23 protein-coding genes are annotated in these 24024 nt (G+C 61.4%); 13 read left to right on the forward strand and 10 right to left on the reverse strand.

The genetic code is table 11. The annotated features are described in order from the left end of the window. Positions 1-88 precede the first annotated feature (88 nt). Both TU73_RS17725 and TU73_RS17730 read right to left on the reverse strand, forming a co-directional pair. Positions 89-463 (reverse strand): YajD family HNH nuclease, encoded by a 375-nt coding sequence (locus TU73_RS17725; RefSeq protein ID WP_057013308.1) that lies wholly within the window; start codon positions 461-463, stop codon positions 89-91. Positions 464-522: 59 nt separating this feature from the next. Next, positions 523-1209, reverse strand: a complete 687-nt coding sequence (locus TU73_RS17730) for a spermidine synthase (RefSeq protein WP_057013309.1) — start codon at positions 1207-1209, stop codon at positions 523-525. Between the two features lie 78 nt (positions 1210-1287). Here TU73_RS17730 and TU73_RS17735 point away from each other — a divergent pair, with 78 nt between their 5' ends. Then, on the forward strand, positions 1288-1569 hold the full coding sequence (locus tag TU73_RS17735) for a hypothetical protein (protein WP_057013310.1): 282 nt from the start codon (positions 1288-1290) through the stop codon (positions 1567-1569). On the opposite strand, the gene TU73_RS17740 is transcribed toward TU73_RS17735, so the two are convergent. Beyond that, on the reverse strand, positions 1566-3608 hold the full coding sequence (locus tag TU73_RS17740) for a S9 family peptidase (protein WP_057013311.1): 2043 nt from the start codon (positions 3606-3608) through the stop codon (positions 1566-1568). The genes TU73_RS17735 and TU73_RS17740 overlap by 4 nt on opposite strands. A 24-nt stretch (positions 3609-3632) precedes the next feature. On the opposite strand from TU73_RS17740, the gene TU73_RS17745 reads away from it, so the two are divergent. Genes TU73_RS17745 through TU73_RS17755 form a run of 3 tightly spaced genes read left to right on the forward strand, consistent with a single transcriptional unit; the run spans position 3633 to position 5521 of the window. Further along, positions 3633-4160, forward strand: a complete 528-nt coding sequence (locus TU73_RS17745; protein WP_046071472.1) for a hypothetical protein — start codon at positions 3633-3635, stop codon at positions 4158-4160. 30 nt (positions 4161-4190) lie between these two features. Beyond that, positions 4191-4967, forward strand: coding sequence for a class II glutamine amidotransferase (locus tag TU73_RS17750; protein WP_003189615.1), 777 nt, complete (start codon positions 4191-4193; stop codon positions 4965-4967). 11 nt (positions 4968-4978) lie between these two features. Then, entirely contained in the window at positions 4979-5521 is a 543-nt protein-coding gene (locus TU73_RS17755; RefSeq protein ID WP_057013312.1) for a DUF2937 family protein, read from the forward strand. A gap of 52 nt (positions 5522-5573) precedes the next feature. Here the strand turns inward: TU73_RS17755 and TU73_RS17760 are convergent, their stop codons facing one another. Continuing rightward, entirely contained in the window at positions 5574-6494 is a 921-nt protein-coding gene (locus TU73_RS17760; RefSeq protein WP_057013313.1) for a LysR family transcriptional regulator, read from the reverse strand. Between the two features lie 175 nt (positions 6495-6669). On the opposite strand from TU73_RS17760, the gene TU73_RS17765 reads away from it, so the two are divergent. The 3 genes from TU73_RS17765 to TU73_RS17775 are packed head-to-tail and all read left to right on the forward strand — an operon-like array spanning position 6670 to position 9022. After that, positions 6670-7410, forward strand: coding sequence for a 5-oxoprolinase subunit PxpA (locus tag TU73_RS17765; protein WP_057013314.1), 741 nt, complete (start codon positions 6670-6672; stop codon positions 7408-7410). Continuing rightward, entirely contained in the window at positions 7407-8111 is a 705-nt protein-coding gene (locus TU73_RS17770) for a 5-oxoprolinase subunit B family protein (RefSeq protein ID WP_057013315.1), read from the forward strand. The genes TU73_RS17765 and TU73_RS17770 overlap by 4 nt, the downstream gene beginning before the upstream one ends. After that, complete coding sequence (locus TU73_RS17775; protein ID WP_057013316.1) at positions 8108-9022, forward strand: 5-oxoprolinase subunit C family protein; 915 nt, start codon at positions 8108-8110, stop codon at positions 9020-9022. The genes TU73_RS17770 and TU73_RS17775 overlap by 4 nt, the downstream gene beginning before the upstream one ends. Positions 9023-9130: 108 nt before the next feature. Here TU73_RS17775 and TU73_RS17780 read toward each other — a convergent pair whose 3' ends face one another. The 3 genes from TU73_RS17780 to TU73_RS17790 all read right to left on the reverse strand — a co-directional run bounded on the left by TU73_RS17780 (position 9131) and on the right by TU73_RS17790 (position 12382). Further along, the gene (locus tag TU73_RS17780; protein ID WP_057013317.1) at positions 9131-10309 is read right to left on the reverse strand and encodes a vWA domain-containing protein; all 1179 of its coding nucleotides are present in this window, start codon (positions 10307-10309) and stop codon (positions 9131-9133) included. Further along, positions 10309-11154 (reverse strand): AAA family ATPase, encoded by an 846-nt coding sequence (locus TU73_RS17785; RefSeq protein WP_057013318.1) that lies wholly within the window; start codon positions 11152-11154, stop codon positions 10309-10311. Before TU73_RS17785 ends, TU73_RS17780 begins: the two co-directional genes overlap by 1 nt. A 151-nt stretch (positions 11155-11305) precedes the next feature. Continuing rightward, positions 11306-12382: a DUF748 domain-containing protein gene (locus tag TU73_RS17790; protein ID WP_057013319.1), complete on the reverse strand. Its 1077-nt coding sequence runs from the start codon at positions 12380-12382 to the stop codon at positions 11306-11308. 125 nt (positions 12383-12507) lie between these two features. Between TU73_RS17790 and cysK the strand changes: the two genes are divergently transcribed. Further along, on the forward strand, positions 12508-13482 hold the full coding sequence (gene cysK / locus TU73_RS17795) for a cysteine synthase A (RefSeq protein WP_057013320.1): 975 nt from the start codon (positions 12508-12510) through the stop codon (positions 13480-13482). A gap of 158 nt (positions 13483-13640) precedes the next feature. Beyond that, positions 13641-14579 (forward strand): aspartyl/asparaginyl beta-hydroxylase domain-containing protein, encoded by a 939-nt coding sequence (locus tag TU73_RS17800; RefSeq protein WP_043046517.1) that lies wholly within the window; start codon positions 13641-13643, stop codon positions 14577-14579. Positions 14580-14646: 67 nt separating this feature from the next. Here TU73_RS17800 and acnA read toward each other — a convergent pair whose 3' ends face one another. Beyond that, complete coding sequence (gene acnA, locus TU73_RS17805) at positions 14647-17388, reverse strand: aconitate hydratase AcnA (protein WP_057013321.1); 2742 nt, start codon at positions 17386-17388, stop codon at positions 14647-14649. 196 nt (positions 17389-17584) lie between these two features. On the opposite strand from acnA, the gene rlmM reads away from it, so the two are divergent. Then, positions 17585-18661 (forward strand): 23S rRNA (cytidine(2498)-2'-O)-methyltransferase RlmM, encoded by a 1077-nt coding sequence (gene rlmM, locus TU73_RS17810; protein ID WP_057013322.1) that lies wholly within the window; start codon positions 17585-17587, stop codon positions 18659-18661. Between the two features lie 129 nt (positions 18662-18790). Next, positions 18791-19036, forward strand: coding sequence for a sulfurtransferase TusA (gene tusA / locus TU73_RS17815; protein WP_014717501.1), 246 nt, complete (start codon positions 18791-18793; stop codon positions 19034-19036). On the opposite strand, the gene TU73_RS17820 is transcribed toward tusA, so the two are convergent. Beyond that, on the reverse strand, positions 19033-20427 hold the full coding sequence (locus tag TU73_RS17820) for an MATE family efflux transporter (RefSeq protein ID WP_057013323.1): 1395 nt from the start codon (positions 20425-20427) through the stop codon (positions 19033-19035). The two genes, tusA and TU73_RS17820, sit on opposite strands and share 4 nt — an antisense overlap. Before the next feature lie 169 nt (positions 20428-20596). On the opposite strand from TU73_RS17820, the gene pdxB reads away from it, so the two are divergent. After that, positions 20597-21739, forward strand: a complete 1143-nt coding sequence (gene pdxB / locus TU73_RS17825; protein ID WP_057013324.1) for a 4-phosphoerythronate dehydrogenase PdxB — start codon at positions 20597-20599, stop codon at positions 21737-21739. A 53-nt stretch (positions 21740-21792) separates the two neighbouring features. Here pdxB and TU73_RS29180 read toward each other — a convergent pair whose 3' ends face one another. After that, complete coding sequence (locus TU73_RS29180; protein WP_057013325.1) at positions 21793-21966, reverse strand: PA1571 family protein; 174 nt, start codon at positions 21964-21966, stop codon at positions 21793-21795. A 245-nt stretch (positions 21967-22211) separates the two neighbouring features. Between TU73_RS29180 and TU73_RS17835 the strand changes: the two genes are divergently transcribed. Further along, entirely contained in the window at positions 22212-23978 is a 1767-nt protein-coding gene (locus TU73_RS17835; RefSeq protein ID WP_057013326.1) for an ABC transporter transmembrane domain-containing protein, read from the forward strand. Positions 23979-24024 lie beyond the last annotated feature (46 nt).

Here is a 24024-nt window from a genome sequence, read left to right on the forward strand (position 1 = left end):
CGGGCAAGCCCGGCTCCCACAGGGAAGTGCATTCCTACTGTGGGAGCTGGCTTGCCTGCGATGAGTCCGGAACAGGCAAAGCAGAGCTTCAGTCGTCTTTCTTCATCAGCCCCGCCAACGCCGCAAACGGGTTGTGCGTAGCCTTGGCAATGCTCGGGCTGCTGGTGGAGCCTTCGCCGAAGTACTGCTGGTCGGTGTAGCGCGAGTGTTCGTTGTCGTGGCAGTACAGGCACAGCAACTCCCAGTTGGAACCGTCCTGGGGGTTGTCATCATGGTTGTGGTTACGGTGGTGGACGGTCAGTTCACTCAAGCGCTTGCCGGAAAACTCACGGGCGCAGCGGCCACACACATGGGGGTACATTTTCAGGGCTTTATCGCGATAGCCCATTTCCCGGTCGCGCTGGGCATCGGCGAGGATGCGATCCAGCTTGGCGGTGTGGGAGGGCGGGTTGGTCGAGCTCATCATGGCTCCTGGCTATTGGGTGGTCACGGACAGGTTGATTCTAGCTAATTACCGCGCAATTAGCCCTTGAGCTTTTCCGCAATCCAAATGGTGTGCCGCGTGCCTTTGTTGCCGTGGGCAAACACCTGCACCTCCTCGGCCTTGAAGCCGGCCTTGCGCAGTTTGTCACTGAACAGCTTGTCGGCGCTGGCCGACCACACCGCCAGCACGCCCTTGGGCCGCAGGGCCTTGGCGCAAGCGGCCAGGCCACCGGCTGAGTAGAGCCAACTGTTAGCCTTTTGCGTGAGTCCCTCGGGGCCGTTGTCCACGTCAAGCATGATCGCGTCAAAGCCTTGTGGCTCGGCCTGCAGTACCTTGGCCACGTCTTCCAGGCGGACCACGGTGCGCGGGTCCAGCAGCGGGCGCCCGGATTTTTCCCCCAGCGGCCCACGGTTCCATTCCACGACGCCGGGCACCAGTTCCGCCACGACCACTTCGGCGTTCTTGCCCAGATGCTTGAGCGCCGCGGCCAAGGTAAAGCCCATGCCCAAACCGCCGATCAGCACCCGTGAACCCGGGCGACCGGCCACCTTGCGGCAGGGAATCTCGGCCAGGGCATCTTCGGAGCCGTGCATGCGCGTGTTCATCAACTGGCCACCGTCACCGCCCTGGATCTTGATGACAAAGTCCTCGCCGTATTCGAACAGGCACAAGGCACCGCCGTTGTCGGGGATCGGAGTGGTGTCCAGCAGAACGAAACGTTTCATGGAAATCTCATTGGGAAGGGCATTCTTGCGCAGTTGGGAGTAGCCTTACGATATTCCGGTCAGGCCATGGAGCCATCGATGAAGTGCAGCATTCTAACGGTCATTGTATTGAGCGCGCTCATATCTGCTGTGGCGCAGGCTCAGGAGTTGCAAACCGTTCCGGTCGCGCCCGCTCCAACCCCAGGCGCGCCGGGCACGCCAACGCCGACGTTGTACCCGCAAGTCACGCCGCCCGTTGCGCCCAAGACCCATAATGGCTCGCCGCCGCTGGCGCCCATCGTGCTGCCGGCGCCGCCCAAGGACCAGACGGTCCCTGGCCTGCAACAGAACGACAGCAAGCCGAAAACGCCAGGAGGTTAGACCAGACCGAGGGCCTTGAACACAAAGGCATATTCGAGGGCGACGTCACGTAGCCCCTGATAGCGCCCGCTCATGCCGCCATGGCCGGCACCCAGCTCGGTCTTGAGCAGCAGCAGGTTGTCGTCCGTCTTGGTATCCCGCAGCCTGGCCACCCACTTGGCGGCTTCCCAGTACTGCACGCGGCTGTCGTTGTAGCCGGCGATCACCAGCGTGGCCGGGTAGGCCTGGGCGCTGACGTTTTCGTACGGCGCGTAGGCCTTGATGCGCGCATACACCTGGGGATCCTCAGGGTTGCCCCATTCGTCGTACTCGGTGATGGTCAGCGGCAGTTCCGGGTCGAGCATGGTGTTGAGCACATCGACAAACGGCACTTCGGCGATCGCTGCCTGGAACAGTTCCGGACGCTGGTTGAGTACGGCGCCGATCAACAGGCCACCGGCACTGCCGCCGCTGATCGCCAGTTGCCTGGAGGTGGTCAGGCCCTGGGCGATCAGGTGTTCGGCGCAGGCGATAAAGTCGCTGAAAGTGTTCTGCTTGTGTTCCTGCTTGCCGTTGCGATACCAGGCTTCGCCCAACTCACCGCCGCCACGCACATGGGCGATGGCAAACGCCACCCCGCGATCCAGCAAGCTCAAGCGCGCATGGGAGAACCACGGATCGAGGCTTTGGCCGTAGGCACCATAGCCATACAGGTACAGCGGCGTCGGCTGGCCGAGCCGGTCACGCTTGACCACCAGGCTGATGGGCACCTGGGTGCCGTCAGCGGAGGTGGCCCATAGGCGTTGACTGACGTAGTCGTCAGCATTGAACACGCCAAGTACCGGGGTTTCCTTGAGCACCACTTGGGCGCCCGTCGCCAGTTCGAGCTGACGTACCTGGGCCGGGCGGTTCAGGGCTTCATAGCGCAGGCGGATCTTGTCGCTGGGAAACTCCAGGCTGTTTTGTACGTAGAGGCTATAGGCCGCGTCGGGCAATTCCACGCGATAGGCCGGTACGTCTTCGGGGTGCACCTCGATGACCGGCAGGCCACCGATGCGCAGGCTCAAGGTCATGGCGCTGGCATTCAGGCTCACACCGTCGAGCATGACCTCGTCACTGTGAGGGATCAGGTTTTGCCAGTCGGCCTCGGTAGGCGGCGTGCCGTTATCGGCGGCGATGAACAGCGCGTAGTTGATCCCATCGCGGTTGCTGCGAATAAACCAGGTCCACTCGCCATTGCGCTTGCCATGGTCAACATCGTATTCATGGTCTTCGACCCGTGGTGCCAGGCAGGTGAAGGGCAGGTGCGGCTGCTCGGCGTCCAGCGCCCAGATTTCGCTGGTGGTCTTGCTGCCCAGGGCCAGCAGCAGTTGGCGCTCGGAGCTGGAACGGTAGCAGTGCAGGAAGAAACGGCCGTCGGGTTCGTGGAACACTTCCTGCGCCGCCGTGCCATCCAGGCGATAGCGATACAGCTTGTGCGGGCGATGGGTGTCGTCCAGCTCGCCGAAGAACAGGGTCAGGCTGTCATTGGCCCAGGTCATGCTGCCGTCGCAGTTCTCGAACGCCAGTTCGCTGACCTTGTCAGTGGCCAATTCCTTCACGAACAGGGTGTAAATCTCTTCGCCGCTGGTGTCGAGGCTGTAGGCCAGGCGCTGGTGGTCGGGGCTGATGCTGAACGCGCCGAGGGCGAAAAAACCGCCGTTGGCCAATACGTTCGGGTCCAGCAGCAATTCTTCGCTGCTGTCATCCACTTGGTTGCTGTCGTCAGCCGGGCGGCGGCAGCGGTAATGGCGCGCATATTCGTCACCGGCGGTGGTGCGGGTGTAGTACAGGTACGGGCCCCAGGGGGAGGGCAGGGACAGGTCGGTTTCAAGGATACGGCCCTTGATCTCTTCGAACAGGGTCTCGCGCAGCGCCTGCTGGTCGGCCAACTGGGCCTCCTGCCAGGCGTTTTCGGCCTTGAGGTAGTCGAGCACTTCTGGGGTGTCCCGCGCTTGCAGCCAGGCGTACGGGTCTGGGCCTGGGGCCTTGCGGGCAATCGGGGCGGTCGATGACGTCATGGATCACTCTCTGTCTGGCGGAAGGTGGCAGGCATTGCAGCCGCGACACGCAAAAGCCGTTATCATAGCCGCCTGTTTGCCAACCTTGCCATGGACACCATGACCGAGAACGACTATCTGACCGCTTGGGGCCTCTACGCCTTCGCAGCTTTGGGCTGCCTGTTGGTGTGGTGGCGCATGACCCGCTGGATGTGGCGCTGGCTGCGCGAGCCGCTGCAATTGCTGATGGCGGTGCTGTTGCTGAGCCCGACCATCGTCGACCCGGTCAAGACCCAGTTCGCGCCGGCTGTGGCGATTACCGCGCTGGACCTGGTGCTCAAGGTCGGCAATAACGCCTGGCGCGCCATATCCGATCTGTTCATGTACACCATGATTGTGTTCGCCCTATACATCGTGTTTGTGCTGATCCGCTGGCCCATCGAGCGTGCGGCCAACGCCCGGCGTGAGCGCAAGGCCGCCACGGATGCTGCCCTGGCCGCCGAGCCGGAAGACGACGAACCGTTCCGTCGCCCGGCGCCGGTGAGTGGCATGCGGGTCGAACCGCGCCTTTAACGTTGTCCGCCCTGCAGCGAGAGCCCTGGCATGTGTGAATTATTGGGCATGAGTGCCAACGTCCCCACCGATATCGTGTTCAGCTTTACCGGGCTGATGCAGCGCGGTGGGCGTACCGGCCCGCACCGCGACGGTTGGGGCATCGCCTTCTACGAAGGGCGTGGCCTGCGGCTGTTCCAGGACCCGGCCGCCAGCAGCGAGTCGGAAGTCGCGTTGCTGGTGCAGCGTTACCCGATCAAGAGCGAAGTGGTGATCGGCCATATCCGCCAGGCCAATGTGGGCAAGGTGAGCCTGGCCAATACCCACCCGTTCGTGCGCGAGCTGTGGGGCCGCAACTGGTGTTTTGCCCACAACGGCCAGTTGGCGGACTTCAACCCCCGCGCCACCTTCTACCGTCCGGTGGGCGATACCGACAGCGAAGCGGCCTTCTGCGACCTGCTCAACCGTGTGCGCGAAGCCTTCCCCGAGCCGGTAGACATCGAGCAAGTGCTACCGGACCTGATCGCCGCCTGCGCCGAATACCGCAGCAAGGGCGTGTTCAACTGCCTGCTCAGCGATGGCGACTGGCTGTTTTGCTACTGCTCGACCAAACTGGCGCAGATTACCCGGCGCGCACCCTTTGGCCCGGCGCGCTTGAAAGATGTCGACGTGATCGTCGATTTTCAGGCCGAAACCACCCCCAATGACGTGGTAACGGTGATCGCCACCGAGCCCCTGACCGACAACGAGAACTGGACCCGCTACGAACCGGGCCAATGGAGCCTATGGCGACGCGGTGAATGCGTCAGCCAGGGCGTTACCGAGTAAGGATATCGACCATGTTGCTTAGCTATCTGCGGTTGGTGCTGTTTGCCATTGGCTTGCTGGTCGGCGTACAGGTGCCGGGGTTCATCAGCGATTACGCCAAGCGCGTCGAGGCCCACCTGATCGAGGCGCAGACAGGCCTGCGCGGCTTTGAATCCACGGCGCAACAGTTCTTCAACGGTGATATGCAAGCGCTGGTGGCCCATTACCGCGCCAGCGATGACCCGGTGTTCCAGAGCGATGCCAGCAGCCTTGGCGCGATGCTCGATCGCCAGCTCGAGTTGGACAAGCAATTCCAGGCCATGCAGGGCCCGTGGTACATCCGCGTGCTGCAAGTGGCTGTGGCCGCCGACCCGGACATTCGCCTGGAAACCTGGAATGGCTACAGCTACCAGATCTTGCTCACACCCGAAGCCATGGGTTGGGGGCTGGGCGGGGCGATGCTGTTGTCGTTCGGCATCGAATGCCTGTACCGCCTGATTGATTGGGTGGTGTTGGGCGGCAGGCGTTTGCGTCAGAGCCGACCGATCGAAGAGCGCGACCTCAAGGGCCTTTAAGTAAGGATCGACTCGGTCCAATGTGGGAGCAGGCTTGCCTGCTCCCACAGTTTTAGTCGGGTTTATTCAGTTGCATGCGTTCTGCACCGACTTCCTCGGCGTAACGGGCCACCACCTTCTGGCACAAGCCCACAATCTCCTCCACCAACTCCACCCCCACGCGCCATGACACCACCACCTGCAAGTTCGGCAGGCGCTGGGCCATCGGCAGCATCACCAATTCGCCCCGCGCCAGTTCTTCGCTGACCAGTACCGGCGGCAGTGCGCCAATGCCGAAGCCATCGCGCAGTAACCGGGTAATCGCCGACACCGAGTTCACACAGTTCATCCTTGGCGCGGCCACGCCGTTGGCCTGCATCAGGCTGATCACGTCCTGGTGCGGGTGGGAGTTTTTCGAGTAGGTGATGATGCGCTCCTGGGCCAGCTCAGCCAGCGAGGCATAGTCGCGGTGATAGATCGATTGGCTGGCGACGATCCAGGCCATGGGGTGGCTGGCCAGTTCCAGGCTGCGTACGGTTTCCAGGCGCAGCAGGTCGGTTTGCAGGATCAGGTCGAGGAAACCTTTTTGCAACTGATCGCTTAGGTTAAGCGCCGTATCGGCGACCAACTCGATTTCCACCAGGGGGAAATGATCCATCAACTCCGCGACCAGCGGGCTCAGCCAAGTGTGGATCACCGTGTCCATCGCGCCGATGCGAATGCGCCCGACCTTGCTGCTGCTGGTTTCCAGGGATTGCTTCAAACCCTGCATGGTCACCATCATCTGTTCGGCGTAATCGAGCACCTTCAAGCCTTCCGGGGTCAGGCTCACGCCGCGGGAGTCACGCAGGAACAGCTTCACGCCCAACTCGCTTTCCAGCACCGCGATGCGGCTGGAGATCGAGGCCTGGGTGGTGAACAGCTTCTCGGCCGTCAGCCGGAAGCTCTTGAGCTTGGCCACCCAGACGAAGGTTTCGAGGAACTTCAAATTCATGGGATCAACTTTTTCTTATGCATGGATCGGTTTTTATTAGTTGGACGTCGCACCGGGCAAACGCCAAAAATCGAGCTGTTCCACGATAAGCGTCGTAGGGGTGCCAGGACAAGTTGCGAGTTCTGTGTAATAAATCCCACACTACAAAAAAACAAAGCCTACAGGAGCGACCACCGTGAGCCGCCTGCTTTTGAACTGCGACATCGGCGAAAGCTTTGGTAACTGGACCATGGGTCTGGACGCCGAAGTCATGCCGTTCATCGACTGCGCCAACGTGGCCTGCGGCTTTCATGCCGGCGACCCGAGCATCATGCGCAAGACCGTCAGCCTGGCGTTCAAGCATGGCGTGCAAGTCGGCGCCCACCCGGCCTATCAAGACCTGCAGGGCTTTGGCCGGCGCTCGATGCACTACACACCCCAGGAAATCCAGGATCTGTTGCACTACCAGATCGGCGCGCTGGACGGCATCTGCCGGGCCCAGGGCGGTCGCGTCAGCTATGTGAAGCCCCACGGCGCGATGTACAACGACATGATGGCCAACCCGGCGCAGTTGCGTGCGGTGATCCAGGCCGTGGCCGCCTACGGTGACCTGCCACTGATGCTGCTGGCCACCCGCGACAATAGCGCGGCCCAGGCGTTGGGCGACGAATATGGCGTGATCCTGTGGTTCGAAGCCTTCGCCGACCGTGCCTATGACAGCAACGGCCATCTGGTCTCCCGCCAGCTGCCCGGCGCTGTGCATCACGATCCCGGCACTATCTTGCAGCAGGCCCTGACCATTTCCCGCGGCGCTCCGCTGGTCGCCAGCGACGGCAGTGCGCTGGTGCTGCAGGCCAATACCTTGTGCGTGCATGGCGACAACGCCAGCTCGGTGGCTGCGGTGCAGCGTATCCGTGAAGCGTTGAAGACAGCATGAAGCCACGCATTGAAGTGGTGGCCATCGACTGCCTGATGGTGCGTCTGTTTGAGATGATTGCCGAAGCCAATATGCCGTGGATGCTCGCCGCCACCCAGCGCCTGCGAGCCGGGTTCGGCCCGACGTTGGTGGACCTGGTGCCGTCCTATACCACCTTGATGGTGCATTACGATCTCACGGCGCTGACCCCGGCCCAGGCCCGGGAACTGATCGACCAGGCCCTTACCGATCTGCAACCCCAGGCCCAGGGTAGCGGCCAGTGCCATGTGCTGCCGGTGTGGTACGACCTGAGTGTCGGGCCGGAACTGACCCTGCTCTCGCAGCGCAGCGGGCTGGCGGTCGCTGAGGTGATTCGTCGCCACAGCGCCCACTTGTATCAAGTGTTCGCCCTGGGTTTCGCCCCCGGGTTTGCCTTTATGGGGCTGGTGGACGAAACCCTCGCCACGCCGCGTCTCAACACCCCGCGCAAACGCGTGGCCGCTGGCAGCGTCGGCATTGCCGAACGGCAAACCGCCGCCTACCCGGTGGTGTCCCCGGGCGGCTGGAACCTGATCGGCCGCACTGCGGCCAAGCTGTTCGACCGCGAACGCGACGGCTACAGCTTGATGCAGCCTGGTGACACAGTGCGCTTCGAAGCGGTCGATCACGCTGAATTTATCCACTTGGGAGGCGATGACACGCCGTTGGAGGCGCAGGCATGAGCCGCTTGATCATCGAGGCCAGCACGCCGCTGTGCCTGTTGCAGGACGCCGGGCGTTTTGGCGTGCGCCACCTCGGCGTGACCCAGGGCGGCGCGCTGGATTGGGTATCCATGTCCTGGGTCAATTGGCTGCTGGACAATGCCCTGGACGCGCCGGTGGTGGAAATCACCCTCGGCGGCTTCACCGTGCAGGCCGAGGACTATTGCCTGCTGGCCCTGGCCGGTGCGGACCTGGGCGCGTATATCGATGAGCGCGCCATCAGCCCTGGGCGCAGTTTTATCCTGCAAAAGGGCCAGCGTTTGCGTTTCACCCAGCCATTCAGTGGAGCACGGGCTTATCTCGCAGCGCCAGGTGGGTTTGATGCGCCGGCGGTGCTCGGCAGTTGTGCCACCGTGGTGCGTGAGGAATTGGGCGGTGTAGACGGTTTCGGCAAGGCATTGGCCGAAGGCCAGCGGTTGGCCTATTCCGGCACGGGTGGCGCGATGAAAATGCTGGCTGAGCCGGATTTGCAATCCGCTGCACCGCTGGACGTGATCATCGGTGCGCAGATCGGCCAGTTCAGCGGGCAGAGTTTATTCGACGTCTTCAACACCGAATGGGCTCTGGACAGCCGCGCCGACCGCATGGGCATGCGCTTGCTGGGCACGCCGTTGCAGTACCAAGGACCGTCGCTGATTTCTGAAGGTATTCCGTTGGGCGCGATCCAGGTGCCGCCGGACGGGCAGCCGATTGTGTTGCTCAATGATCGGCAGACCATCGGTGGTTATCCGCGCTTGGGCGCGTTGACGCCTTTATCCTTGGCGCGGCTGGCGCAGTGTTTGCCGGGGCAGACGGTGCGGCTGGCACCGGTGGTGCAGGAGGCGGCGCATCGGCAGCACATCAAGTTTTTGCAGCGGTTTGCCGATCGCTAAAAAGCATCGCAGGCAAGCCAGCTCCCACAGAGGAATGCATTCCAACCTTGAAATGCAGTCAACATGTGGGAGCTGGCTTGCCTGCGATGAGGCCGGTCAAAACACCGCCTATTTCGAGAGAAAACGCATACCTTCTTCCAACCCGCGCAGCGTCAGCGGATACATCTGATCCTCCACCAATTCCCGCACAATCCCCGTCGACGCTGTATAGCCCCAGGTGTCCTTGGGGTACGGGTTAATCCAGATCAGCTTCTTGTACTTGGCCATGAAGCGCTGCATCCACACATACCCCGGCTCCTCGTTCCAATGCTCGACGCTGCCGCCAGCCTGGGTGATCTCATAGGGCGCCATGGCTGCATCGCCGATGAAGATCACCTTGTAGTCGGCGCCGTACTTATGCAGCAGGTCCTGGGTAGAGGTGCGCTCCGAGGTGCGGCGCTGGTTGTTCTTCCATACCGACTCGTACACGAAGTTGTGGAAGTAGAAGTACTCCAGGTGCTTGAACTCGGTCTTGCAGGCGGAGAACAGCTCTTCGCAGGTTTTCACATGGGCGTCCATCGAGCCGCCGATATCGAACAGCAACAACAGCTTGATGGTGTTGCGGCGCTCGGGGCGCATCTGGATATTCAGCAGGCCTGCATCGCGGGCGGTGTGGTCGATGGTGCCGTCGATATCCAGCTCTTCGGCGGCACCCTGGCGTGCGAACTTGCGCAGCCGGCGCAGGGCGATCTTGATGTTGCGCGTGCCCAGCTCCACCTGGTCGTCGAGATTCTTGTACTCGCGCTGGTCCCAGACTTTCACCGCCTTGCCCTGGCGCTTACCGGCGTCACCCACGCGAATGCCTTCCGGGTTGTAGCCACCGGAACCAAACGGGCTGGTGCCGCCGGTGCCGATCCACTTGTTGCCGCCGGCATGCCGTTCTTTCTGTTCTTCCAGGCGCTTCTTGAATTCCTCGATCAACTTGTCGAGGCCGCCGAGGGACTGGATCTGTGCGCGTTCTTCATCGCTCAGGGAGCGTTCGAACTCCTTGCGCAGCCAGTCTTCGGGGATCAGCGCCTGCAAATGGTCATCGAGCTTTTCCAGGCCGTTGAAATAAGCCCCGAAGGCGCGGTCGAACTTGTCGAAATACCGCTCGTCCTTGACCAGGATCGCCCGGGCCAAGTAGTAGAACTCGTCCATGTCGGCGAAGGTCACGCGCTGTTTCAGCGCGTTGATCAGGTCGAGCAGTTCGCGCACCGACACCGGCACCTTGGCTGCACGCATTTCATTGAACAGGTTGAGCAACATTATCGATTACCGCGACGGCTCATGAAGGCCAGACGTTCCAGCAATTGCACGTCTTGCTCGTTCTTGACCAGGGCGCCGGCCAGCGGCGGGATGGCTTTGGTAGGATCGCGTTCGCGCAGCACCGCTTCGCCGATATTGTCGGCCATCAGCAGCTTGAGCCAGTCCACCAGTTCGGAGGTGGATGGTTTTTTCTTCAGGCCTGGCACCTTGCGTACGTCGAAGAACACATCGAGCGCTTCGCTGACCAGCTCCTTCTTGATGTCCGGGTAGTGCACATCCACGATCTTCTGCAGGGTAGGGCGGTCGGGGAAGGCGATATAGTGGAAGAAGCAGCGGCGCAGGAAGGCGTCCGGCAGCTCTTTCTCGTTGTTGGAGGTAATGATGATGATCGGGCGCTTCTTGGCCTTGATGGTCTCGTCGATCTCGTAGACGTAGAATTCCATCTTGTCGAGTTCCTGCAACAGGTCGTTGGGGAACTCGATATCGGCCTTGTCGATTTCATCGATCAGCAGGATCACCCGCTCTTCGGACTCGAAGGCTTCCCAGAGCTTGCCCTTCTTCAAGTAGTTGCGCACATCGTGGACCTTGTCCACACCCAGTTGCGAATCGCGCAGGCGGCTGACCGCGTCGTACTCGTACAGGCCCTGATGGGCCTTGGTAGTTGACTTGATGTGCCAGGTGATCAGCCGGGCACCGAAGGATTCAGCCAGTTGCTCGGCGAGCATGGTCTTGCCGGTGCCCGGTTCGCCCTTGACCAGCAACGGCCGCTCCAGGGTGATGGCGGCGTTGACGGCCAGTTTCAGGTCATCGGTAGCCACATAGGCCTGGGTGCCTTCGAACTTCATCGGTCATTCCTCGAATTCATCAATGTCCGGACTATACCGCGCAGTCCTGGCGACTGTGAACGCAGACGAGTTATTCAGTCTCTGAATGGCCGGTCACTTCCCCCTGAGCAATGCAGTACATGTGGGAGTGAACAAGCCCCTCCCACATTTTTTAGTCCGCGCTGGGCTTGGGTTGTTCGTACCTTGCATTGAAAGCCTGGACGAAACCATTACGCAAAATCTGCAAAAAGGCGGAGAACGCGCTGATATCTTGCTGATGGACGCTGCCGCTGAGTTGTACCCGGGTAGCAAACTGGTTCTTGTTCTGGTTCTTCAGCACGGTCTCGCCGGTACCGACCACGGCTTCCCAGATCGAGCGGAAAATACCTTTGTCTTTGTTTTCCACGTCCTGCTGCCAATTGAACACTTCCACATCCCGCAGCAACGGCTTGATGTAGCCGCTCAACTGGCCCTTTTCGGCCTGGGCCTCGACTACTACCGCACCGGTACCGGCATTGAAGTCAAACTTGCCATAGGCCGCGGCGAAGTCATTGAGGCGCTTGAGCTGGATTTCCTTGGCGCGAAAGCGGAACTCGAAGTCTTCGAAGTTGCTCAGCGGGTCGAAGGTCGCGCTGGCTTCCAGCGGGGCCTGGCCCAGCAGCATGCCCTTGCCCTCGAAAGTGGCGTCACGCTTGCCCTCGACATCGACCACGTTGGTCAGGTTAAAGAGGCTGGCGTCGACCTGGGTGGCGTAGAGGTTCACTGCGGGCTTGGAGTTGAAGTTATGGAAGGCGATCTTGCCGTCCCGGATGCGCACTTCGTTAAGGGTGATCGGTAACAATTTGCCCAGTTGGGCACGCCAGTCGGTGCCCTTACCCGTCTGGGATGCCTGTTTGTTGGGCCCACCATCGACGAAGTTCAGCTCAGGCTTGAGAAACTCCACCTCGGCCACCACCGCATGGTCATACCACAGCGAGTGCCAGCTCACCGACAAGTCAATCAGCGGCGCCTTGACGAACGGCACTGGCACCTTGCCGTCGACCTTGACGATCTGCAGGCCGTTGATCTTATAGGCCCCACGCCACAGCGCCAGGTCCACGTCAGTGATCTGGCCGCGGTAATCGCCCATGTCGGCGAGCTTGTCATTCAGGTAGTTACGCACCAGGTACGGCAGGGCCAGGTCCAGGGCGACCAGCAGCACCACCAGCCCGGCGATGGTCCATAACGGCCAACTGTAGCGACGTTTCATGGGTCAGTTCTCCTTGCTTGTAGGAAATTGACTGTTCTGACGAGCGCAACGTTCCACCGTCTGGACGCCTTGTAGCACGAGGCATACCCTTGGGATCTTCTTCAAAACCGTCAATAGGACCCTCCATGAGCCGTATTTTTGCAGACAATGCGCACTCCATCGGTAACACGCCCTTGGTCCAGATCAACCGTATCGCTCCGCGTGGCGTCACCATCCTGGCCAAGATCGAAGGACGCAATCCCGGCTATTCGGTGAAGTGCCGCATTGGCGCAAGCATGATCTGGGACGCGGAAAGCAGCGGCAGGCTCAAGCCGGGCATGACTATTGTCGAGCCGACTTCCGGCAACACCGGCATCGGCCTGGCCTTTGTCGCCGCCGCCCGGGGCTACAAGCTGCTGCTGACCATGCCTGCGTCCATGAGCCTTGAGCGCCGTAAAGTGCTCAAGGCCCTCGGTGCCGAACTGGTGCTGACCGAGCCGGCCAAAGGCATGAAAGGAGCCATCGACAAGGCCGGCGAAATTGTCGACAGCGATCCGTCCACCTACTTCATGCCAGCCCAGTTCGAAAACCCGGCAAACCCTGCGATCCACGAGAAAACCACCGGCCCGGAAATCTGGAACGACACCGACGGCGCCGTGGACGTGCTGGTGGCAGGGGTAGGGACCGGCGGCACCATCACCGGTGTGTCGCGCTATATCAAGAACACGGCGGGCAAGCCGATCCTGTCGGTGGCCGTCGAGCCGAGAGTGTCGCCGGTGATCACCCAGGCGTTGGCGGGTGAAGAGATCAAGCCCAGCCCGCACAAGATCCAGGGCATCGGCGCCGGTTTTGTGCCAAAGAACCTCGACCTGTCGATGGTTGACCGCGTGGAACTGGCGACCGACGAAGAATCCAAGGCCATGGCCCTGCGCCTGATGCAGGAAGAGGGCATTTTGTGCGGTATCTCCTGCGGCGCCGCCATGGCCGTGGCGGTACGCCTGGCCGAGAAGCCGGAAATGCAGGGCAAGACCATCGTGGTGATCCTGCCGGACTCCGGTGAGCGCTACCTGTCGAGCATGCTGTTCAGCGATTTGTTTACCGAGCAGGAAAATCAGGTCTGACTGTAGGAGCGAGCGCTCCTACAGGTGTTGATACAGGTCAGTCTGGTTTCCTGGGCCTTCTGCATAATGGCTCAAGTGTTTATCATGGCCGGCTGTTACGTCTGGTTTCCCGTTGACGGAAGTTTGCTGGCCAGGCGCTTATTTCCAGGAGTTGCTGCATGACCTTTTCCTTGGCCACCAAACTGTCGGTGTTGCTGCTGTTTATTGGCAGCACGCTGTATGTCCACCTGCGCGGCAAGGCCCGTTTGCCGATGTTGCGCCAGTTCGTCAACCATTCGGCGCTGTTCGCCCCGTATAACGCTCTGATGTACCTGTTCTCCGCGGTGCCGTCCAAGCCCTACCTGGACCGCAGCAAGTTCCCCGAACTGGACGTGCTCAAGGACAACTGGGAAGTGATCCGCGAAGAGGCCATGCACCTGTTCGACGAGGGCTACATCCGCGCTGCCGAAAAGAACAACGACGCCGGCTTCGGTTCCTTTTTCAAGAAGGGCTGGAAGCGCTTCTACCTCAAGTGGTACGACAAACCCCTGCCATCGGCCGAGGCCCTGTGCCCGAAGACCGTGGCACTGGTGAGCAGCATTCCCAACGTCAAGGGCGCGATGTTCGCGCTGTTGCCGGGCGGCAGTCACCTCAACCCGCACCGCGACCCGTTCGCTGGTTCCCTGCGCTATCACCTGGGGTTGTCCACGCCGAACTCCGACGACTGCCGCATCTTCGTCGACGGCCAGGTCTACGCCTGGCGCGACGGTGAAGACGTGATGTTCGACGAAACCTACGTGCACTGGGTCAAGAACGAAACCGAGCAGACCCGCGTGATCCTGTTCTGCGACATCGAGCGCCCATTGAGCAACCGCCTGATGACCCGTATCAACCGCTGGGTCAGCAAGCAACTGGGCCGTGCTACCGCTCCGCAGAACCTCGATGACGAGCGCGTGGGTGGCATCAACCAGGCCTACGCCTGGAGCAAGACGTTCAGCGACAAGTTCAGTGGCCAGGTCAAACAATGGAAGCGCAAGCATCCCAAGGCCTACCGCATTGCGCGGCCGGTGCTGGCGGTGGTGGTGCTGGTACTGCTCTGGAAGTGGTTGTTCGGCTGATCTGAAATTTGGAATACCTCAATGTGGGAGGGGCAAGCCCCCTCCCACATTTGATCTCCAGCGATCTTTAGCTGGCGATCAACTGACGCAGCACATAATGCAAGATCCCACCCGCCTTGAAGTACTCCACTTCATTCAAGGTATCAATCCGGCACAGCACCTCAACTTTCTCGCTGCTGCCATCTTCCCGGGTAATCACCAGTGTCAGGTTCATCCGCGGTTCGATCTCGGCACCGGTCAGCCCGAGGATATCGATCTTCTCCTTACCGGTGAGCTTGAGCGTCTTGCGGTTCTGGTCCAGCTTGAACTGCAACGGCAATACACCCATGCCCACCAGGTTGGAGCGGTGGATGCGCTCGAAACTCTCGGCGATCACCGCCTTGACCCCCAGCAGGTTGGTACCCTTGGCCGCCCAGTCACGGCTGGAGCCGGTGCCGTATTCCTGGCCGGCAATCACCACCAGCGGCGTACCTGAGGCCTGGTACTTCATCGACGCATCGTAGATCGCCATCTTCTCGCCGGTGGGGATATACAGCGTATTGCCGCCTTCCTCGCCGCCAAGCATTTCATTGCGGATGCGGATATTGGCGAAGGTGCCGCGCATCATCACTTCATGATTGCCCCGGCGTGAGCCGTAGGAGTTGAAGTCACGTGGCTCCACGCCTTGCTCGCGCAGGTAGCGCCCGGCCGGGCTGTCGGTCTTGATATTGCCGGCAGGGGAGATGTGGTCGGTGGTCACCGAATCCCCCAGCAAGGCCAGCACATTGGCGCCCTTGACGTCCTTGATTACCGGCAGCGGGCCGGCAATGTCATCGAAGAACGGTGGATGCTGGATGTAAGTGGAGTCCTTTTGCCACACGTAGGTCGCCGCCTGCGGGACTTCAATCGCCTGCCATTGCTCGTCACCGGCAAACACCTCGGCGTATTCCTTGTGGAACATGCTGGTACTGACTTGGGCCACCGCGTCGGCGATCTCCTGGCTGCTGGGCCAGATGTCCTTCAGGTACACCGGGTTTCCGCTCTGATCGTTACCCAGTGGCTCGCTGCTGATGTCGATGCGCACAGTGCCGGCCAACGCATAGGCGACTACCAGGGGCGGCGAGGCCAGCCAGTTGGTTTTCACCAGCGGGTGCACGCGGCCTTCGAAGTTACGGTTACCCGACAGCACCGAGGCCACGGCAAGGTCAGCCTTCTGAATGGCCTTTTCGATAGGCTCGGGCAACGGCCCGGAGTTACCGATACAGGTGGTGCAGCCGTAGCCCACCAAGTCGAAGCCGAGCTTGTCGAGGTACTGGGTGAGGCCCGCGGCTTTGTAATAATCGGTGACCACCTTGGAACCTGGGGCCAGCGAGGTCTTGACCCAAGGTTTGCGGGTCAGGCCTTTTTCCACGGCTTTTTTTGCCACCAGCCCGGCCGCCATCATTACGCTGGGGTTGGAGGTATTGGTGCATGAAGTAATCGCAGCGATCACTACGGCGCCGTTTTTCAGGCGATAGGTCTGGCCGTCGTACTCGTAGTCCGTTTCACCGATCAGGTCGGCATTGCCCACGGCCACACCGCCACCGCCTTCACTTTCCAGGCGGCCTTCTTCCTTGCTGGTGGGTTTGAATTGCAGGTCGAGGAAATCGCTGAACGCTTGGCCGACATTCGGCAGGGATACACGGTCCTGCGGGCGTTTGGGCCCGGCGAGGCTGGCTTCGACGCTGCCCATGTCCAGGGCCAGGGTGTCGGTGAACACCGGCTCCTGGCCGGCATTGCGCCAAAGGCCCTGGGCCTTGGTGTAGGCCTCCACCAGTTTGACGGTTTGCGCTGGGCGGCCGGACAGGCGCAGGTAGTCCAGAGTCACTTCGTCGACCGGGAAAAAGCCGCAGGTGGCGCCGTATTCCGGAGCCATGTTGGCAATGGTGGCGCGGTCGGCCAGGGGCAGGTCGGCCAGGCCGTCGCCGTAGAACTCGACGAATTTACCCACCACGCCTTTCTTGCGCAGCATTTGCGTGACGGTCAGCACCAGGTCGGTGGCGGTGATGCCTTCCCTGAGCTTGCCGGTGAGCTTGAAGCCGATCACTTCCGGGATCAGCATCGACACCGGTTGGCCGAGCATCGCCGCTTCGGCTTCGATCCCGCCCACCCCCCAGCCGAGTACGCCGAGGCCGTTGATCATGGTGGTGTGGGAGTCGGTGCCCACCAGGGTGTCAGGGAAGGCGTAGGTGCGGCCGTCTTCGTCCTTGGTCCACACGGTGCGGCCCAGGTATTCCAGGTTGACCTGGTGGCAGATGCCGGTGCCTGGCGGGACCACGCTGAAGTTGTCGAAGGCGCTCTGGCCCCAGCGCAGGAAGGCGTAGCGTTCGCCGTTGCGCTGCATTTCGATATCGACGTTTTGCTCGAAGGCGCTGGTAGTACCGAACTTGTCGACCATCACCGAGTGGTCGATCACCAGGTCCACCGGCGACAGCGGGTTGATACGCTGCGGGTCGCCACCGGCCTTGGCCACGGCGGCGCGCATGGCGGCCAGGTCGACCACCGCGGGCACCCCGGTAAAGTCCTGCATCAGCACACGGGCGGGGCGGTACTGGATCTCGCGGTCAGACTGGCGCTCTTTGAGCCAGGCGGCGATGGCCTTGAGGTCGGTGCCGGTGACGGTCTTGGCATCTTCCCAGCGCAGCAGGTTTTCCAGCAGCACCTTGAGGGACATCGGCAGCTTATCCAGGTCACCCAGGCTCTTGGCGGCTTCGGGCAGGCTGAAGTAGTGGTAAGTCTTGCTGTCTATTTCCAGGGTTTTAAGGGTTCTCAGGCTATCAAGGGATGACATTACATGACTCCTTATGGTCCGCACGGCTACGGACCTGACGGGACGAACAGAGCTATCACGTTAGCGCTGTTTTCAATAGCAAGCTAATAACTGGACTCTATCGCCGAGCCCAAGGTTCCGAACTCGGCTATCATGCGCGCGTTTTCATGACAGGCATTGCGATAGCGCAAGGTCAGTTGATTCACCAGGAGAGTTGATGAACACCCTTTTTATGCACTGCCGCCCGGGGTTTGAAGGCGAAGTCTGTTCCGAGATCGCGGAACACGCCGCGCGCCTGAACGTTTCCGGCTACGCCAAGGCCAAGACCGGCAGCGCCTGCGCCGAATTTGTCTGCACTGAAGAAGACGGCGCCCAGCGCTTGATGCACGGCCAGCGCTTCGCCGAGCTGATCTTCCCAAGGCAGTGGGCACGCGGGGTGTTTATCGACCTGCCGGAAACCGACCGCATCAGCGTCATCCTCGCCCACCTGCGCGAGTTCCCGACGTGCGGCAGCCTGTGGTTGGAAATGGTCGACACCAATGACGGCAAGGAACTCTCCAACTTCTGCAAAAAATTCGAAGTGCACCTGCGCAAAGCCCTGCTGGGCGCGGGCAAGCTGGTGGACGACCCGAGCAAGCCGCGCTTGCTGCTGACTTTCAAGAGCGGCCGCGAAGCGTTCATGGGCCTGGCCGAGTCGAACAACTCGGCGATGTGGCCCATGGGCATCCCGCGCCTCAAGTTCCCACGTGACGCGCCCAGCCGCTCGACCCTGAAACTGGAAGAGGCCTGGCATCACTTTATCCCCCGTGACCAGTGGGATGAGCGCCTGCACGGCGATATGACCGGCGTTGATCTGGGCGCAGCACCGGGTGGCTGGACCTGGCAACTGGTCAACCGCGGCATGCTGGTGACCGCCATCGACAATGGCCCCATGGCCGAAAGCCTGATGGACACCGGCTTGGTGCAACACCTGATGGCCGACGGTTTCACCTTCGTGCCCAAGCAACCGGTGGACTGGATGGTGTGCGATATCGTTGAAAAGCCGGCGCGTAATGCGGCGCTGCTGGAAACCTGGATCGGCGAGGGATATTGCCGCGAGGCGGTGGTCAATCTCAAGCTGCCGATGAAACAGCGTTACGCCGAAGTGAAGCGCCTGCTCGAACGCATCGAGGAGGGCTTCAAGGCACGCGGCATACGTGTGGAGATCGGCTGCAAGCAGCTGTATCACGACCGCGAAGAGGTCACCTGCCACTTGCGTCGTCTGATAGACATAAAGAAATCTAAAGGCCGCTGATATTAAATGTGGGAGCTGGCTTGCCTGCGAAAGCGGTATAACAGTCGAAATTTATGTTGAATGTGCCCCCGTCATCGCGGGCAAGCCCGCTCCCACATTGTTGAGCGGTGCCAGTTTTAGGAGTGAAATATGAGTCTTGAACTGCCGGTTGATGGCACCCTCGACGCCACCGGCCTCAACTGCCCGGAGCCGGTGATGATGCTGCACCAGCATATCCGCGACCTGCCGGCGGGCGGCCTGCTCAAGGTGATCGCCACCGACCCGTCGACCCGCCGTGACATCCCCAAGTTCTGTGTGTTTCTTGACCACGAACTGGTGGATCAACAGGAAGATGCTGGCACCTACCTGTACTGGATCCGCAAGAAAGCCGATTAAGCCAACGCCTTTTCGGCCCGAATGCGTCGGCGTGCACTGCGCGCCAGGCGCACCAGCAACATCCCCGCCGCACAGCTCAAGCCGACGATCAGCCCTTGCCACAAGCCGCTTGGGCCGCTGGGCTCGCCGAGCCAGTTGGTCAGCCCCAGGGCGTAACCCACCGGCAACCCTACGCCCCAATAGGCGAACAAAGTCAGCACCATGGTCACCCGGGTGTCCTGGTAGCCGCGCAGTGCACCGGCGGCGGTGACCTGGATCGAGTCGGAGAACTGGAACAGCGCCGAGAACACAATCAGCATCGATGCCAGGTGGATCACCACCGGATCCGGCGTATAGATCGCTGCGATCTGCTCGCGAAACAACAGCATCAGGCTGCACGACAGGCACGCATAGGCCAGTGCGGTGCCCATGCCGACCCCGGCAGCGAAGCGCGCTTCACGGGGCTCGCCACGGCCCAGGGCCTGGCCGACCCGCACGGTCACGGCCATGCTCAGGGAGTAGGGAATCATGAACACCAGGGAGCTGACGTTGAGCGCGATCTGATGGCCGGACACCACGGTAGCGCCCAGGCTGCCAAGCAACAGGGCAATCACCGCGAAAATGCTCGACTCGGCGAAGATCGCCACACCAATCGGCAGGCCGATGCCCAATATGCGCTTGATCACCGTCCATTGCGGCCAGTCGAAACGCTTGAACAATTCGCTGCTCTGGTAAACCGGGCCCCAGCGCGTCCAGCCGGCCAGGCCAAGCATCATCACCCACATCGCAATCGCCGTGGCCCAGCCGCAGCCCACACCGCCCATGGCCGGCAGGCCGAGGTGGCCGTAGATGAAGATGTAGTTCAACGGAATATTCAGCGCCAGGCCGCACAGGCCCATGACCATGCTCGGCCGCGTGCGGCCCAGCCCGTCACTGAAACAGCGCAGCACGTAATACAGCGCAATCGCCGGCATACCCGCGGCGATGCCATGCAGGTAACCCATGGACGGCTCGATCAGGTCAGGCTCGACCTTCATCGCATGCAGGATCGGCTCGGCGCACAACAACAGCAGCGCGCCGCAGAGGCCGACCACCACGGCCAACCACAAGGATTGGCGCACCAACGGCCCGATCTCGGTGAGTTTGCCCGCCCCATAACGCTCGGCAACCTTCGGCGTGGTAGCCAGCAAGGTCCCGGTCATCAGCAGGTACACCGGGATCCAGATCGAGTTGCCCAGGCCGACCGCCGCCAGGTCCTGGGGGCTGACACGCCCGGCCATCACCGCATCGACAAAGCTCATCGCGGTGGTTGCCAGTTGGCCGATCATGATCGGCAAGGCCAGCGTCAGCAGGCCGCGCACTTCCCGGCTGATGCGGGCGGGGCGGGAGAGGGTAGCGGTGGGAGTGTTCACGTACAGGTGTCCAATCAAAAGGCAGTCGCAAGGACGGCGGATTCTACGCTTTGACGCAGCGGTCAGGAAAAAACCTGTGTTGTGGATTTGTAATGCGACCACGCAGGCACCCCCTCCCACATTGGATCCTCACAAGCTGTACACTGCTGATCCGCCAAAGGAGCCTGCCATGCTGATTGTTGCCGACGAAAATATCCCGCTGCTCGATGCATTCTTCGAAGGGTTTGGCGAGATTCGCCGCGTGTCCGGCCGGTCCATCGACCGCGCCACCGTCGCGCAGGCCGACGTGCTGCTGGTGCGCTCGGTGACCAACGTCAACCGTGCCTTGCTCGAAGGCAGCAACGTACGCTTCGTCGGCACCTGCACCATCGGCACCGACCACCTGGACCTCGATTACTTCAAGCAGGCGGGTATCCAGTGGTCCAGTGCGCCGGGCTGCAATGCCCGTGGCGTCGTGGACTACGTGCTTGGCAGCTTGCAGACCCTGGCCGAAATCGAAGGGGTCGAGCTTGGCCAGCGCACCTATGGCGTGGTCGGGGCCGGTGAAGTCGGCGGGCGGCTGGTCAAGGTACTCAAGGGCCTGGGCTGGAACGTGCTGGTCTGCGACCCGCCGCGCCAGAACGCCGAAGACGGTGACTACGTCAGCCTGCAGCAGATCATCGAGCAGTGCGACGTGATCAGCTTGCACACACCGCTGACCAAGTCCGGCAATGGCGCCACTTGGCACTTGTTGGATCGCCAGCGCCTGGAGCAGCTCAAGCCCGGTACCTGGCTGATCAATGCCAGTCGTGGTGCGGTGGTGGACAACGCTGCCCTGCGTGAGGTGCTGCTGGCCCGTGAAGACCTGCAAGCCGTGTTGGACGTGTGGGAAGGTGAGCCTGAGGTGGATGTCGACCTGGCTGACCTGTGCGTGCTGGCCACGCCGCATATCGCCGGCTACAGCCTCGACGGCAAGCAGCGCGGCACGGCGCAGATCTACCAGGCGTTCTGCGCGCACCAGGGCCAGGAGCCGAGTGTTCAGTTGAGTGATTTATTGCCGGCACCGTGGCTGGCCGAAGTGCACCTCAACGCAGCAACCGATCCGGCCTGGGCACTGGCGACCCTGTGCCGCAGTGTGTACGACCCGCGCCGTGACGATGCGGATTTCCGGCGCAGCCTGGTCGGCACGGTGGAGCAGCAGCGCAAGGCATTCGACCTGCTGCGCAAGCACTACCCGCTACGACGCGAAATTGACGGCTTGAAGGTGCGGATCAATGGTGAGTCGGCGGCGTTGTCCGCTATCGTCTCGGCCTTGGGCGCCGAAGCCCTGTAGACACCCATAAAAAACCCGGCCACCTGGGCCGGGTCTCAAATAGCGCGGACGTATCAGCCTTGCTGGGCAGGTTTGACCAGACGCTGTTCCAGCTCGCTGCACGCTTGCTGGATCATCTCTTCGGTAATCTGCACTTCGCGGCCCTTGGCATCGATATAAGAGCAAGGCAACACCTGCTGCTGGCGGATCACTTCAATCTTGGCGTTGCTGCTATCTTGCAAGGTCATGGCCTGTCTCCTCATCAGGTTGTGTACCTACTCTAAATCCCCCGCATGAACGCGCTGTTACAGCTCCGTGGGCGCCCATCGGTTCGAACACCCAGTCCACCAGAAACCAGTACATATTTCCAGATGAGTCTTAGACCGATAGCCTCTATGGGCTTGCATCGGTGGGCATAATTAACCTGACTCATTGTTATTTGTGCAAGTTCCCCCAATGTTGAGCTATAGACTCCACATAGGTGACGCCCTCCATGCTCTCGACCCGTCAACGCCGTGCGATTCGCCTGGCCAGCCGCTTTATTGCGCCCTATCGCTGGCAGGCGCTGGGTGCCCTGTTGGCGCTCATCGTTACCGCCGGCATTACCTTGTCCATGGGGCAGGGCATACGCCTGCTGGTGGACCAGGGCTTCATGACCCAGTCACCGCACCTGCTCAACCAGTCCATCGGTCTGTTCATGGTGCTGGTGCTGGGCCTGGCCGTGGGCACCTTCACGCGGTTTTACCTGGTGTCGTGGATAGGCGAACGGGTGGTGGCGGATATTCGCCGGCAGGTATTCAACCACCTGATCTACCTGCACCCCGGCTTCTACGAGAACAACCGCAGCTCGGAAATCCAGTCGCGGCTGACCACCGACACCACTTTGTTGCAATCGGTGATTGGCTCCTCGCTGTCGCTGTTTCTGCGCAATGCCTTGATGGTCATAGGTGGCATCGTGCTGCTGTTTATCACCAACCCCAAGCTCACCAGTATCGTGGTGGTGGCACTGCCCTTGGTGCTGGCACCGATCCTGATTTTCGGCCGCCGCGTGCGCAGCCTGTCGCGTCAGAGCCAGGATCGCATCGCCGATGTCGGTAGCTACGTCTCGGAAACCCTCGGTCAGATCAAGACAGTGCAGGCCTACAACCATCAGGTGCAGGACGAACAGCGTTTCGCCGTCACCGTGGAAGAGGCCTTCACTACCGCTCGTAAACGCATCTTGCAGCGCTCCTGGCTGATTACCCTGGTGATCATGTTGGTGCTTGGAGCCGTGGGCGTGATGCTATGGGTAGGGGGCATGGACGTGATCAGCGGGCGCATTTCCGGCGGTGAGCTGGCGGCGTTCGTGTTCTACAGCCTGATCGTCGGTAGCGCCGTCGGCACCCTGAGCGAAGTGCTCGGCGAGTTGCAGCGTGCCGCCGGCGCGGCCGAGCGCATTGGGGAACTGTTGCAGTCGAGCAACGACATCCAGGCGCCGGCTAATAGCAGCGTACGTTTGCCGGAGCGGGTCAGTGGCCGCATGGAGCTGCAAGACCTGCGCTTTTCCTACCCCTCACGGCCGGACAGCTACGCCATCGATGGCTTGAACCTGACCATCAATCCCGGCGAAACCCTGGCGCTGGTAGGTCCCTCCGGCGCGGGCAAGTCGACAATTTTCGACCTGCTGCTGCGCTTCTACGATCCCCAGCAAGGTCGCATCCTGCTCGAAGGCCGCCCGCTGACCGAGCTGGACCCACTGGACCTGCGTCGCCATTTCGCCCTGGTGTCCCAGAGCCCGGCGCTGTTTTTCGGTAGCGTTGAGGAAAACATCCGCTACGGCAACCCGTCCGCCACCATGGCCCAGGTCGAAGCCGCTGCCCGTATCGCCCATGCCCACGACTTCATCCTGCAAATGCCCGATGGCTACCAGACCCATCTTGGCGATGGCGGCATGGGCCTCTCCGGCGGCCAGCGTCAACGCCTTGCCATCGCCCGCGCCTTGCTGGTAGATGCGCCGATCCTGTTGCTGGACGAGGCCACCAGCGCTCTCGATGCCCAGAGTGAGCACCTGATCCAGCAAGCGCTGCCGCAACTGATGCAGGGACGAACCACTTTAGTGATCGCTCACCGCCTGGCGACCGTCAAGAATGCCGATCGAATAGCGGTGATGGATCAAGGCAAGCTTGTGGCGGTGGGTACGCATCGGCAATTGATTGCGAGCAATCCGCTGTATGCGCGGTTGGCGGCGTTGCAGTTCAGTGAAGGGGGGGAGACGGAATGAAGCTGCGATACCCCTGCTCAATGAGGCATCATGTGATCTTTCGTTA

Source organism: Pseudomonas libanensis (assembly GCF_001439685.1).
In the GTDB taxonomy this organism is placed as follows: domain Bacteria; phylum Pseudomonadota; class Gammaproteobacteria; order Pseudomonadales; family Pseudomonadaceae; genus Aquipseudomonas; species Aquipseudomonas libanensis.